The sequence below is a fragment of the Paenibacillus solani genome, from assembly GCF_050475945.1.
In the GTDB taxonomy this organism is placed as follows: Bacteria; Bacillota; Bacilli; order Paenibacillales; family Paenibacillaceae; genus Paenibacillus_AQ; species Paenibacillus_AQ solani_A.
The window spans coordinates 34,942-49,054 of sequence record NZ_JBCMXJ010000027.1; the positions used below are offsets into that span (position 1 = coordinate 34,942).

Sequence of the window (14,113 nt, forward strand, 5' to 3'; positions counted from 1 at the left end):
CCCATCAGTCTAAAGTCGGTCTGTTAACCAGTCATGGTAGATATCATATAGACTCTGTCTGATTGGTATCTCCGGTTTCCATCCGGTTTTTAGTTTTATTTTATCGTTTGATCCATAGTATTCTGGGATGTTGTTAGGTCTGAACTTCCTCGGATCTTTTATAACCTCTACCTTCCGATCAACAAATGACAAGAACATTTCTAAAATATCATGAATAGCGATACAGGTTCCGGAACAGACATTATATACTTGGCCAGGCTCTCCATGTTCATATAAAAGCCGATAGGCTTGAACGATATCTCTTACATCCGTAAAATCACGTTTGCTGCTAAGATCACCTACATACATAACTGGCTCTGCTTTTCCTAAAGCTATCTCGGCGACCTGTTTTGCAAAGTCGCTAGTAACGAACCCTTCCAGTTGACCAGGGCCAATATGATTAAATGAACGCGCGTGAATGATTTTTAAATCATAGGCCTGACTATACATTAAAGAGAGGCTGCCAACTGTATATTTCGATAATCCATAGGGATTAGATGGACTTGCTACATTTTCCTCACGAATAGGAGAAGACGCCCCTAATCCATATTCTTCGGAGGAGCCAATGGTAAGGAGCGTTGCATTCTGTTTGATATAAGAGTGTCTTAAACCTTCCAGCAGGCCAATAGTATCCATTAAGTTAGAATTAAATGTTTCATCGACTGCATCCCATGATTTCCTCACTGAACTTTGGCCTGATAAATGGAAGATAACTTCAGGTTGTATGTCATTTAGCTTTTCCGCTACCTCTGCGGGATTATCATAGGATAATTTCACTACTTTTATGCCGGAAACGGAGTTAATGGAGCCATTCCTGGCTCCACCCCATACTTCATAACCATTATCAATCAAATTTTTACTGAGATATCGACCCGCAAACCCAGTAACGCCTGTTATTAATGCCCTCGTCAATTTGTATCACCCATCTCATTTTTTAAGCTTGGCTAGATCACTATCCACCATCATGGTCACAAGTTCTTTAAATCCTACCTCTAGTTCCCAGCCCAGTTTTTCTTTAGCCTTAGTACAATCTCCGAGTAGCAGATCAACTTCTGCCGGTCTTACAAACTTTGGGTCAACTACAACATAATCACGCCAGTTGAGGCCCACATGTTCGAACGCAATTTGAACTAGCTCTTCTACTGTATGAGTTTCTCCTGTAGAAATTACATAGTCGTCTGGTTGATCTTGCTGAAGCATCAGCCACATTGCTTTAACATAGTCACCTGCGAATCCCCAATCACGCTTGGCATCCAGATTACCCATACGAAGCTCTTTTTGCATACCCAGTTTGATTCTCGCTACTGCATCTGTAACCTTCCGTGTAACAAATTCAACACCACGACGGGGCGACTCGTGGTTAAAGAGAATACCAGAACATGCATACATATCAAAACTTTCGCGGTAATTAACCGTAATCCAGTGACCGTACACTTTAGCAACACCGTAAGGGCTCCGCGGGTAGAACGGTGTTGTCTCCTTTTGCGGTGTCTCTACAACTTTACCAAACATTTCACTGCTTGAAGCTTGATAAAACCTTGCCTCTGGCTTTACAATTCGTACGGCTTCCAACATATTGGTTACTCCCATACCTGTTGCTTGTCCTGTGAGGACGGGTTGATCCCAAGAGGTTGCAACAAAGGATTGTGCTGCTAAGTTATACACTTCATCTGGGTTAGATTTTTTCAATGCATTAATAAGAGAGCCTTGATCTAACAAATCACCTTCGATAAATTCGATTTCATTCTTGATATGTTCAATGTTTTCGAGAATTGGTACACTTGTTCTTCTACGTAAACCATAAACTTTATATCCCTTTGAAAGCAGTAGTTCAGCCAAATATGATCCGTCTTGTCCAGTAATTCCTGTTATAAGTGCTTGCTTTGTCATACCTATATATCCCCTTCTTAAGTAAAATCAAATTTATTATAAATAATGTTCCAATTTTTGCATGCGAAGTTCTTTAAGAAGCAACTTCACTTCTTGTGCCTTTTCTTTAGTACAAATTAAGGTTACATCCTCGGTATCTACGATTATCAAGTCTTCTATTCCCAATGTAGCAACTAGTTTGCCATTACTCTCTATAATACAACGTTTGGTATCGAGATTAAGAATGTTCCCTTTAATGACATTACCATTTTCATCCAAATCATTTATTCTTTCTAATGCAGTCCAGCTTCCTACATCATTCCACCCTAGTACACATGGAATAACATATATGTTGTTTACCTTCTCCATAATTCCATAATCAATGGATTGATCCGGCATCTTAACAAACTCCGATTTAATAATTTCCTCTCTATCAATCAATTCAAAGGCAGCTTTCATCGTTTCTAAAATATCATGCATATCCGGCATCAATTCTTGTATGTAGTTTCTTATTGTTTTTATTTTCCAAACGAATATTCCGCTATTCCAGTAGAAGTTCCCTGCATTTACGTAAGATTGGGCAGTTTCAGCATCTGGTTTCTCTACAAATTTATTAACTTTATGAACAGGCAAGCCATTAACCTCTGTGTACTGGTTTGTGCTTTCGATATATCCATAACCTGTCTCCGGATAAGTGGGTTCAACTCCTAAAGTTACTAAGTTGTTGTTTTGCTGTGCAACTTCAGCAGCAGTTTTTAAAATAGTGACAAATCCTTCTTCATTCTCGATGATATGGTCAGAGGGAATAACAACCATGGTACTATCCGGGTATCGTTCTTCGATAACAATAGAAGCCAAGCCAATACAAGGCGCAGTGTTACGTCCAACCGGCTCAATTATAATATTTTCTGGTGGCAGATGAGGAATTTGGGCTTTTAACAACTCAGCATAAAGTTCATTGGTTACTATAAATATTCGACTAATATCGGTAAGCTTCTCAAGTCTGGAAATCGATTGCTGAATCATTGATTTATTGCCCGAAATATTTAAAAATTGTTTAGGTAGATTTGTCCGGCTTTTCGGCCAGAATCGTTCCCCTTTACCTCCTGCCATAATTACACAAGTGATGTTCATTTCATCCTCCAAAATTCCATAAAGAAATATAGTCTAGCCGTTTCTTAATTAATCTTCCGACCGCTTCTGGAGAAAAGTCTTTCTTGATGCTATATTCACCTTCAGAAGCAATTGCATCATAAAACTCTCTGTCCTCAAACAGTCTTTTCATGTACCAAGCAGCATGTTCATGATCAGGCTCAGCCCAATGTTGATAAGATTTATAAGGTCCATAATCATTGTTGAGTGGTACCAATTTATAGTCGACCAGGCAAGAATTGCGACTATTCATAAAGTCTACGTTTGAAGACCAATTGGTCCCAATTACAGGTTTGCCTAAATACATTGCTTCTGCTAATCCTAGACCAAAACCTTCGCTTCTATGAAGCGAGATGAAGCTGTCAGTAACAGCTAATAGAGCATTAATATCATTTCTCGACAATGTCTCGCAAATCAAATAAATATTTGGGTAATCCCCTATTAATTGCCTCAGTTCTACTAGTTCCTCTAAATGTGGGTCTGCACTGTTAGCTTTTATAACAAGACCAATTCTATCATCATCAGGATTAAAGGCTTTTTTGAAAGCATATATAGAAGCTTGTGGATTCTTCCTAGCTTGGAAACTCTTAAGATCATACATTGTTAAAAACAAAAAAGACTTTTCTGGCAATCCGAATTCAGCTCTTGTTCTTGGTCTATCAATTCTAACATTAATACTGTGAGGGATTTTTACTACAGGAATAGGGCTTTTCATGGAAATCGATTCAGCCACAAATGTCGAAGGGACCCAAATTTCATCCACTAGGTTAAAACTCTCTTTCCACTCATCCGGAAAATCAGGAAGTTCCCAGTGCCAGTAACCAATGTTATATCGGTTGTTAAATAGCGAGTTACCATACTCCGCATAAACCTCAATCATTTGCTCCGCATTTATATGAAATATATTGATATCATACTTCGGTTGAAGTATCTCTTTCTGAATCCAAGTGCTATCATTCATCCGAGCTGGATTCGTCCCTGTATAATTAATAATCCCAAAAGGTACATCCGTTGTATCTATACTGCTAGCCGCGATTCTGCATGATTCTCCAATTCCCATTTCTGCTCTAGAATACCCAATTAAATTTATTCCTCTTACTCCACTCTTTTTCTGCACTTTTTTAGTTTTATTTTTAATTGGAAATAAATATTTCAGCATTTTATACTTCATCTTCTGACGAAAAGCATAGGGAACCACTTTTACTAAAATAGGCTTTAATTTTATTACTGATTTGTATAGATGTTTAGATAGTAACGATTTTAAACTCCCCATACTCTTCCACCCGATCATCCTTGAATTTCTAACTTCTATACAAGTTAATTCGACAACATGCAACTAATCTTAGTAGCCCACCTTCAATCACTGTGCTAAAATATTGTCGTATCTACAAGAAAAGGAGCTAATTATGTTGTCGAATCCAGTATACGGTAAAAAGGCTGTTGAGTCGAGGCAAAGCGAGAGGAGATCAGCTTTATTTTGGGTATTGGTCTCAGGAATTGTTCTCTTCCTAGCTTGGACACCCTTCCAGACAGCTTTATTTAATGGACAAACCCTTGAATTTGAGAAACCGATATTCTGGGCTGCTAGCTTAGCATGTCTATTAATGTTTCTCTGGATAGCTCAGTACTTTAAAAGTTTTCAATTAAAAGATCAACGAGACTGGCTTGCTGTGGGTGTGCTGTTACTCCCCTTAACTTACATACTTTCACTCATTAGCGCAGCTTCTCATGTTCTGGCCATGAATATGGTTATCATTAATTGTATCTACGCCATAATGTTCATTATCGGATTATACGTTTTGCGCGATAAATTGGGGAATACAATCATCCAAATCACAATTATGGCTGTGGCTTATCTAATCGTTGGATTCGGTTTGCTCCATTGGTTTGGTCAAGGAAAAGCTGCTGGAGCCATAGCAAGATTGTTTTCCAACACGGTTTTAAACGGGACGTATACTGATGTCGTAATGGTTGACTCCAACGGTTTGCGTTTGACTTCCGTATTCCAGTACGCTAATACATATGCAGCGTTCCTCATGGCTTTCTTGTTCGCTGCCGTCTTTTTTGTAACAACATCGCGAAAATGGTATGGGCAGGCATTCCATGGTTTCATGCTGGTGCCTATTATAGTATCTCTTCTACTAACATTGTCCCGTGGCGGATTGGTCCTGCTGCCAGTCGTATTCATATTGCTGCTCTTGTTTCTAAAACCCGCCAAGCAAATACTGTGGATTCTATATTGCGGAATAGCAGGCGTGGCCTCGCTGATCATTTCCAAGCCAGTAACAGAGCTCGGCCTACAGTTAAATGAGACGTTCAGTGGAAGTACTGCCTTGAAAGGTTGGGGCATCTTGTTGGGTGTATCCGCTGTGGTGGGATTCCTGGGATGGATAATTCAAAGCTTTATTGCTCCAAAATTGGAACAGGGATTAAACAATTGGTCCGCTAAAAAAACATCCGCTCTATGGATTCCACTTGGATCCGTTGCAGTTGGGGGACTATTGATTTTCCTCTTCATCGGAACGGGATTGAAGAATATTTTGCCTCAAAACCTTAGTGTCCGACTGGAGAATATTAATTTTAATCAGCATAGTGTGTTAGAACGTCTAACATTCTATAAGGATGCCATGAAGGTTCTTGCTGACTATCCGATAATCGGAGCTGGTGGTGGCGCTTGGGCGTCACTGTACGAGCAGTATCAGAACAATCCGTATACGAGCCGTCAGGCACATAACTTTTTTGTGCAGTATTTAATTGAGGTTGGCATTGTCGGATTCGTTATTTTCATGGCGTTTATTTTGTATATTTTCTACAAGTATATTCGGGGTTATCTCAACAACAATGAGGATGACAGGAATAGCCATTTTCTTTATTTAATTATCACTCTTTCGATATTAATCCATAGTATTCTGGACTTTAACATGAGTTACGTGTTTATGGGAATTCTAGTATTCCTGGGACTTGGCGGAATGGCAGCTGTCATGGATAATAAGCCCGTTAAGAGTTGGAGCCCTAATGTTAAAACCGCTAGAAGCATATATAGCGCTGTTGTGGGAGTTGGTGCTATTCTTGTACTCATCACTTCGATTCGTTATGTTCAAGCCGCAGATTATGGGTTGGAGGCGCGCCGAATCGTACAGATTAGCCAGTCCTTCGAAGAGATAAAAGCACCTTTAGACAAAGACCTTAGTATTAGACCGAGCCATCCCAATTCAGTTCTGTTATTAAACTCATTGTATCAATCTGTTTACCAGCAGACGCAGGATGAGAGCTTCTTTCAGCTATCCACCAATCTCTTAAATAAAGCTCTTAAGGATGAGCCTCATAATAAATCTATGCTGAACCAATTGGTACAGAGTTATGAAATGCACCAACAGCCTGAACAAGCTTACGAAGTCCTCATTAGTAATGCCTATAAATTCAATTGGGATATTCAATGGTACGAACAAATCATTAATAAAGGTTATGATCTTGGCATGAAGGCACTAGGTGCAGGTGGCACAGATGCGAAGGATAAGTACTTCAGACAAGCAACTGAAGCATTTGCCGAAGTTCAAACAGGCATCCAGCATCTAAGCACATTGCCTGAGGAGCAACTCCAAGGTAACCCATTCGATAACACACCCGACATGATCCTGAATGCAGGTAAAATGTACTTCATGTTAAATCAACCAGAACGAGCTGCAGAAGCTCTTAAACTTGGTTTACAAGAGGATCTCACACAGACAACCCAACAAGAGACGGTTCGTTGGTATCTGGCCGCATTACAGAAACAAGGCTTAAGCGACGACGCGCTTATGGAGAAATTATCTCAAGTTGATCCAAGCGCTAAGCAGAATGTTCAACAGCTCGCCGATCTTCAATTCTAATATCAAAATGGGACAGTTCACGGTAGAAACCTCTACCCAACTGTCCCTTCTTTTATAAAAACGCGAATTTATCTCTATCGAACCTTCACCAAAACCTCGTTTATATAAGCAAGCAAATCATCTCTCAGCTCTTCCCGCTGCAATGCATAATGAATGCTGGTTTCAATAAAGCCTAACTTCTCGCCGACATCGTGACGCATTCCTTCAAAATGATATGCATAGATAGGATAGCGATGGGCCAGGACAGCAAGTGCATCCGTTAGTTGGATTTCTCCATTCTTGCCTACCTCCTGATTTTCCAGCAAGTCGAAAATATCTGACGGTAAAATGTATCGGCCCATAATCGCGAGATTGGAGGGTGCCTCGGTACGAGATGGTTTCTCTACCAATCTTGATGTTTCGTAGATTCTGTCCGATTTGCGTACTCCATCTACAATTCCATAACGATTCACTTCGTCCCAGGATACGGGTTGAACGCCTACAACAGCCGATTGATATGTATCATATACCTTCATCATCTGCTTCAGACACGGAGTCTCCGACTCTACAATATCATCACCCAAAAGCACAGCAAACGGTTCATCTCCTATGAACTTCCGAGCACACCAAATAGCATGGCCCAGCCCTTTGGGCTCTTTCTGCCGGATATAGTGAATATCCGCCATGTTGGATGGCTTGCGTACTTCTTCGAGGAGTGTCCATTTCCCTTTCTCCGCCAGATTATGTTCCAACTCAAAAGAAGAATCAAAATGATCCTCGATGGCCCTCTTTCCTTTACCTGTTACAATGATAATGTCCTCGATCCCTGAAGCCACTGCCTCTTCAATGATATATTGAATGGTGGGCTTGTCTACAATCGGGAGCATTTCCTTAGGCATGGCTTTGGTTGCAGGTAAGAACCGGGTGCCTAGGCCTGCCGCAGGGATAATCGCTTTGCGTATTTGCATAAAGGCTATCTCCTTTTCAAAAATGAAACTCTATGTATCTGGAATAAAGCACTATGTATCTGGATGTATTAGAGCTATTATATCGAAATTTGTGTTTTTTTGTTATTATTTTCATAAATATTTTGTTATAAGAGGAACATACCCTTATCTTGTATCTCTAACGCTAAACCAACTATATTAAAAATGTTCAATTATCTCTGCTCGACTTATTTTCTTTTCAATCGTATTACCCATATAGTTTAGAATCACAACAACGAACAGTTTTAAAACACAAAAAAACATACCAGGCCTTAATGGCCTGGCATGCTCTATTTATCTCAACACGTTATATGACTATACAGTCTTACTTCACCAACTGCCCGCGCGTAACGCCAAGCTGGTTAGTCGCCTTCAGCTTCTTCCATACCTGGGTACCGCTGATCTCCCCGCGTAGGGCGCGCTTGTAGAGATCGATGACCTCGTGGACTTGTTCCGGCGTTTCTTCGAGGAACTCGACGCGGTAGTTGGATACGCCAAGCTCCATGAAATTGGCCAGATACTCGGCTCCGGATTGTTCGATGGCATTGTACACCGTGTTGCGGCAGCCTTCGTCCACTCGTACCGGATGGGACATGCCGATCCGGTCCTGCAGAGAGGCACGGTGCTCTTCGCACGGACGTCCACAGTTCGTGTAGTCCGTTCCTTCGCTCAGGAAGGTACAGTAGACACAGTGCTCGGTATGGAACATCGGCAGATGCTGATGGATGACGATCTCCATCTTGGACGTGTCCGCCTTGCCAAGAAGATCCACCATCTGCTGGATGTTCAGGTCATAGGAAGGTGTGACGATATCGCAGCCGACTTCGGTGAACAAGTCAACCGCTTTGTGGTTGGCGATGTTCAAGGAGAAGTCGCCGATCAGCCGGGGATGCTTCGCCTCCGGATTTTCCAAGCGGTGGCGCAGGTAAAAATACAGCGCACCGGTATTGCGCACCAGCACGGCGTCCGGCTGGAGGCGCAGGATGTTGTTGTGGTAGCCGTTCTCGCCCGGCATGTGAATGCGAGGCGTTGCCAGCGCAATCTGTTTGCCGGCTGCACGTACGGCTTCCACTGCTGCCGGGAACTGCTTGATGAACTCGAAGTCGGCGTAGATCATCTCAACGCCGGCCTCAAGCGCAGCCTCCACCTGCGGGAGGCTGCGGCACAGCGCGGTGAGCTTCGCCTCACCGCGGGCCACAGGCGCTGCGGGCACAGCCGCATCGCCATACACCTCTACCGCCCGTTTCACATACACGGGCGGCTTCGGCCGCTCGCCAGCGAGCAGCTCCACCGCACGGCGGCGGATGCTGTTGAGCTCGCGAATGGGCACAATGACGTCGCCATACAGGTCGACGTCAAGTGCCTCAAGCTGGAACACCGTTCCGCCCAGGCGGCCAAGCTGCTCTTCCAGGATCTCCTGGCTGAGCGGCCGCTTCTGGGCAATCTCCAGTTCCAGCTCCGAATCCACCTGGACCGTCGTGCCCTTCTGCACATCGGTCCACCAGGTCGACAGCGGCTGTCCGGGACGGCCGCTCACGCGAACATGTACCGGGAATACCCGGTACGGCTTCTCCGTCTCGTACGTCTGACGGAGTCGCTTGTCCAGCGCCGGATCATTCGTCTTCCAGATCCGATCGCCGACGTGCAGCTTGCGCAGGTCCACATCGCTCCGGCCCGGAACGATATCGATGATCCAGCCTTCCTGAGCTTCACCTTCCAGCTTGACACCTTTGCGGCGTACGTCGTAGACGCGTCCGCCTTCTTCTTTTTTCGTTGGATCTCCAGCATCAAACACGATGCCGTCGCCGCGCTTCAGCGGCGCATCTAGCTTACACACAACACCGTCGCGCAGAATCTGTTCTACCCGGCCAAGATACACGCCGCGGCTTTTCGGGAATGTGCCTTCAACCAGCTTTTTATTATTCGTACCATCCAGGAAGCCATGCGTAAAGCCGCGGGAGAAGCTCTGCTGTAGTTCGCGAACCTCTTCCTTGCTCGGTCTCGCATCTTCCCCGTCAAAGTATCGGTCGATCGCCTTCCGGTACTTGCTCACAACGTTAGCCACGTATTCCGGGCTCTTCAAACGTCCCTCAATCTTGAATGAGGTCACGCCCGCTTCGATCAGCTCCGGCATCAGGTCAATCGCCGCCAGATCTTTTGGAGAGAGCAGGTAGGCTACGTCTCCCATCGGTTTTTGCTCGCCATCCACGATCAGATCGTAAGGCAGACGGCAGGCCTGCGCGCACTCACCGCGGTTAGCGGAGCGGCCGCCCCACATCTCGGATGTCAGACACTGACCCGAGTATGATACGCATAGCGCACCATGCACGAATACTTCCATCGGCAGCTTCGCCTGTTCCCCGATCTTCTGGATTTGCTTCAGATTGTTCTCGCGTCCAAGTACGACACGCTCCATATTAAACGGCTTCGTGAACTCAACAGCCTCCGGCGACGTAATCGTCATTTGCGTAGAGCCATGGATCGGGAAGTCCGGTGAGATTTCGCGAATCATTTTGACCAGACCCAGGTCCTGCACGATTACCGCGTCCACGCCAGCATCCACACACGCATCAATCAGTTCCTTGGCATCCTCCAGCTCGTTCTCGAACACAAGAATATTAAAGGTCAAGAATCCCTTAACCCCGTAACTGTGCAAGAATGCCATAATTTCGGACAGCTCATCCATCCGGAAATTGTTCGCCCGTGCGCGCGCATTAAATTTCTCAACCCCAAAAAAGATCGCGTCCGCCCCGTTTGCCACGGCAGCCCGCATGCAATCCCAATCTCCTGCCGGCGCCAGCAATTCCACGTCTTCTCTTCGTAGTGCTTTCGTGTCCATCTATTTCCTCCCAGGCCGGTTCTAGCCGGCGTGCTGTGTATTCATATTCTTCCATTGAAACCTGCAAGCCATACTCTATTTTCATAGAACAAGGCCACCGACATCTATATCATATGGTGTAAACACTTTGAAAGTTTTTCAACTTATCTAGTTTACCAAAAGTCGGGCTTCTCTTCTACCTGCTAACTTGATTTCCACCGTTTTAATAGTATTGCCATAATCCACATAGCGTTATTAGGTTTAATGATTATGTACCATCCCCGGCACTAGCTCAACTATAAAAAAAGAAAAACCAAAACAAGCCTTCCCATCGGAAGACTTGTTCCTTCTCGCCTATTGCCCTGTGACGGTGCATGCATATCCCCTTACTCCACACCCTCCAGCACAAAATCCATGCTGGCCAGACGCTTGCCGTTCACAATAATATGCAAACGGTGATCGCCTGAGTAGAAGCGGCGGGTGGAGATCGGCTTAAAAGACTGCTTCTTTTCGACTTTCCAGCTTCCTGGCGCGTAGATCTTGTCCGAGCATTTATAGCGTTTTGGCGCCAGCTTGCCGCTTGCCTTCATATAGTCGATTTCGTAATCGATGCGGAGCGCCATCTTTTGTCCGGTTTCGTTCACCAACTGAAAAGCAAACTCCAGATCATCACCCATCGCAATGACCGAACGCTTCAAGCGCAGCTCGCGCACTTCGAGGCCTTCGAGCTCCTCAAGTTCCTCATAGCCAAAAATGGCCAGTGCTCGGATATCCCCTTTTCGCAGCAGCGAGCGCAGCCCATGCCGGACAATCCAATCGGTCAGCGGATGCCCGCCATACCATTGGGACGCAATCTTCAGCACAAGCTCCGGGTGATCCTTCGAGATATCGTTCAAGTGATTGGCGACGCTTTTTCTAACGTATAAGGAAGAGTCCTCCTTCAACTGCTCCAGAATCGGCAGAGCCGGACGCGGGTCCTTGATGAGGGCGGGAAGCTGTGGTGCCCAGGGCAACCGCGGCCGCAAGCCTTCGCTCGCCAAGCGGCGCAGATGCTCGTCATCCGACTTCGCCCAAGTCATCATCTGGCCCAGCATACCTTCCTGATCCCGCATGATAAAAGGCCGGACCGCAAACTCGGCCGTGGAATAATGCGTAAACACAGCCAGTGCCTCCATGGATGTCTCCAGATCCTCCATCCCGTTTACTTCAACATAGTCGGGAAAGAATATATATTCCACGCCCCTAAAATGCGGTGCCACCTGCTGCAGAATCTGCACAGCTTCGGAATAAGAAGCAGGCAGCATGTCTGTTAGCGCCAGCGTAATATGCCGGATGCGCTGTTTGAATTCCTCATGCTCCCAGGTATCGTTATATATCAGCTCCAAAAAGCGGTTCATATCGAATGCAGAATAGGCTTCTTTCAAGTGATCGGCCACTTCTTGGAGTAGTGTATTCGTATATAGATCCTTCAGTGTTTCTCTCATTTCAGATCTCCTCAATAAATAATTTCACCATATCTTATCAACAACTTTATGAATCCTGAAACCCCTTATTACATCAAGGATCAGGCGGTTCCCTGCCAACCCGAACAAAGCCTGCTCTTCTCACCAACTTAGGCCCTCTCCTCTTCCCAATCTTTTTCAAGTGATGTAGGATGAAGTTGCACGCCTTTCGCTTTAGTGCGGTAATCGGGTTATATCCCAATTACTAATTTGGGGGGCGTTTTGCTATATCAAAATGTATTTACATAGATTATATCCTTATTAAAAAGACAAGAGGCGAGCACGGAGGACTACAACAAATCGTACACCAGGAGATGAAGAACACATGGAAAGTTGGAAAAAGAATTTATGGATCTTGTGGTTCGGCTCATTTATCGTTTCATCAAGCTTCTCGATGGTCATACCCTTTCTCCCGCTTTTTCTGATTGAACTCGGCGTTACCGAACATACGGAAATGTGGTCAGGACTGCTATTCAGCTCCTCTTTTTTGGCCGGGGCTTTGTCCTCTCCCTTCTGGGGAGCCGTCGGTGATAAATACGGACGAAAGCCCATGATTATTCGTGCGGGTCTGGTGCTCTTTGTTATCTATGTACTCATGGCTTTCGTAACGAATGAATATCAGGTTCTCATTCTTCGTGTGCTGCAAGGACTACTCTCCGGCTTTATTCCAGGCGCTATCGCGATTGTAGGCACTAACACACCCGAGAACAAAGTCGGCTACGCCCTCTCCATGATATCCACAGCAACCGCTACCGGCGGCATTATGGGTCCGATGATCGGAGGAACCCTGGCCTCCCTGTTCAGCAACCGAATGGCATTCGGACTGGCAGGTACGCTCTGTCTGGTTGCCACGCTGCTCATCATATTCTGGGTCAAGGAAGAGAAATTTGTTCCCGGCAAAGAGCGCGTCTCCGTTGTCAACACATTCAAGGTGGCCGGGCATAATAAAGCGCTGCTGACCGTGCTCATGCTCACTGTGCTGACACAGTTCTCTGTTATGACGATCGAACCCGTATTGCCATTGTATATCGCCCAAATCAACGGTTCTTCCACGCATACCTCAATGATTGCCGGCTTTGTCTTCTCCATTGTCGGAATCGCCAGCATTCTGTTTGCCGCCCGTTGGGGGCGTTTGGCTGATAAAATCGGGTTCCAAAAGGTACTGCTGATCGGTCTGCTAGCCAGCGGAATCGGTTCGCTCGCCCAAATTCTGTTTAGCAACATCTGGGCATTCTCGGCCATCCGCTTTGCTTACGGTGCTTTCTTCTGTGCCGTATTCCCGGCTCTAAACGGCCTTGTCGTCCAAAATACAGCAAGTGAATTTCGCGGCCGGGCATTTAGCCTCAACCAAACAGCTAACCAAATCGGCGGCATGGCCGGACCTCTCGCTGGCGGCTTGATCAGCGGTATGTTTAACATCCATTCGGTATTCTTAATGACCGGTGTCTTGATGCTAATTACGACCGCCATCACTTACTGGACCATGCGATCTTCGCGCCAACAAACTGTGGAAGGATAAAGAGTCTCTTCCTTCATAATGCCTTGATTACGCACGCGTTAAGAATGAAGATCACGCGTGCGTAACTAGTTATGGTTCACATCGGCCTGCTACTTCGCCACACTCACTTCATTCCTACATACGTCAGTCCAATTTATCCATCCTAGTTACAAGACACACGCTATGTACTATTCCTTATTTATTTCTTCCCCGCCACGCTACACCTTCCAATGATCTCATATACCTAACTCCTAACTCTAAGGTTACCCCGTGTCAGACGACCTTGAACATGCAGCGAGGCACCGCGTGCTGGAAGTTTCATTCCGTTCAACTCTTGCTGCAATAAACATCACTTTTCCAAGCCTTCGCTACCCGACCTTTTGCTTAATTTCAGTCTTCCA

General features: G+C 45.3%; 9 protein-coding genes. 2 read left to right on the forward strand and 7 right to left on the reverse strand.

Translation table 11 applies throughout. The annotated features are described in order from the left end of the window. Nucleotides 1-9: 9 nt before the first annotated feature. Genes ABEQ74_RS28615 through ABEQ74_RS28630 form a run of 4 tightly spaced genes read right to left on the reverse strand, consistent with a single transcriptional unit; the run spans nt 10 to nt 4,333 of the window. Nucleotides 10-951, reverse strand: a complete 942-nt coding sequence (locus tag ABEQ74_RS28615) for a GDP-mannose 4,6-dehydratase (protein WP_430125587.1) — start codon at nt 949-951, stop codon at nt 10-12. Nucleotides 952-966: 15 nt separating this feature from the next. Then, nucleotides 967-1,929 carry a GDP-mannose 4,6-dehydratase gene (gmd, locus tag ABEQ74_RS28620; protein WP_430125588.1) on the reverse strand — a complete coding sequence of 321 codons (963 nt, stop codon included), beginning with the start codon at nt 1,927-1,929 and terminating at the stop codon, nt 967-969. A gap of 36 nt (nt 1,930-1,965) precedes the next feature. Further along, the gene (locus ABEQ74_RS28625; protein ID WP_430125589.1) at nt 1,966-3,042 is read right to left on the reverse strand and encodes a mannose-1-phosphate guanylyltransferase; all 1,077 of its coding nucleotides are present in this window, start codon (nt 3,040-3,042) and stop codon (nt 1,966-1,968) included. A 1-nt stretch (nt 3,043) separates the two neighbouring features. Further along, the gene (locus ABEQ74_RS28630; protein WP_430125590.1) at nt 3,044-4,333 is read right to left on the reverse strand and encodes a glycosyltransferase family 4 protein; all 1,290 of its coding nucleotides are present in this window, start codon (nt 4,331-4,333) and stop codon (nt 3,044-3,046) included. 136 nt (nt 4,334-4,469) lie between these two features. On the opposite strand from ABEQ74_RS28630, the gene ABEQ74_RS28635 reads away from it, so the two are divergent. Beyond that, complete coding sequence (locus tag ABEQ74_RS28635) at nt 4,470-6,929, forward strand: O-antigen ligase family protein (RefSeq protein WP_430125643.1); 2,460 nt, start codon at nt 4,470-4,472, stop codon at nt 6,927-6,929. A gap of 74 nt (nt 6,930-7,003) precedes the next feature. Here the strand turns inward: ABEQ74_RS28635 and galU are convergent, their stop codons facing one another. The 3 genes from galU to ABEQ74_RS28650 form a co-directional block, all read right to left on the reverse strand. Beyond that, nucleotides 7,004-7,876, reverse strand: coding sequence for a UTP--glucose-1-phosphate uridylyltransferase GalU (galU, locus tag ABEQ74_RS28640; RefSeq protein WP_430125591.1), 873 nt, complete (start codon nt 7,874-7,876; stop codon nt 7,004-7,006). Between the two features lie 343 nt (nt 7,877-8,219). Then, complete coding sequence (locus ABEQ74_RS28645; RefSeq protein ID WP_430125592.1) at nt 8,220-10,733, reverse strand: DUF3656 domain-containing U32 family peptidase; 2,514 nt, start codon at nt 10,731-10,733, stop codon at nt 8,220-8,222. 365 nt (nt 10,734-11,098) lie between these two features. Then, the gene (locus tag ABEQ74_RS28650) at nt 11,099-12,196 is read right to left on the reverse strand and encodes a DNA alkylation repair protein (protein WP_430125593.1); all 1,098 of its coding nucleotides are present in this window, start codon (nt 12,194-12,196) and stop codon (nt 11,099-11,101) included. Nucleotides 12,197-12,539: 343 nt separating this feature from the next. Here ABEQ74_RS28650 and ABEQ74_RS28655 point away from each other — a divergent pair, with 343 nt between their 5' ends. Beyond that, complete coding sequence (locus ABEQ74_RS28655; RefSeq protein WP_430125594.1) at nt 12,540-13,733, forward strand: MFS transporter; 1,194 nt, start codon at nt 12,540-12,542, stop codon at nt 13,731-13,733. The last annotated feature ends 380 nt before the right edge of the window (nt 13,734-14,113 follow it).

Bases quoted from the DNA above. Each gene is read 5' to 3' on its own strand.
- gmd (WP_430125588.1), bottom strand. From the start codon at position 1,929: ATGACAAAGCAAGCACTTATAACAGGAATTACTGGACAAGACGGATCA.
- ABEQ74_RS28625 (WP_430125589.1), bottom strand. From the start codon at position 3,042: ATGAACATCACTTGTGTAATTATGGCAGGAGGTAAAGGGGAACGATTC.
- ABEQ74_RS28630 (WP_430125590.1), bottom strand. From the start codon at position 4,333: ATGGGGAGTTTAAAATCGTTACTATCTAAACATCTATACAAATCAGTA.
- galU (WP_430125591.1), bottom strand. From the start codon at position 7,876: ATGCAAATACGCAAAGCGATTATCCCTGCGGCAGGCCTAGGCACCCGG.
- ABEQ74_RS28645 (WP_430125592.1), bottom strand. From the start codon at position 10,733: ATGGACACGAAAGCACTACGAAGAGAAGACGTGGAATTGCTGGCGCCG.
- ABEQ74_RS28650 (WP_430125593.1), bottom strand. From the start codon at position 12,196: ATGAGAGAAACACTGAAGGATCTATATACGAATACACTACTCCAAGAA.
- ABEQ74_RS28655 (WP_430125594.1), top strand. From the start codon at position 12,540: ATGGAAAGTTGGAAAAAGAATTTATGGATCTTGTGGTTCGGCTCATTT.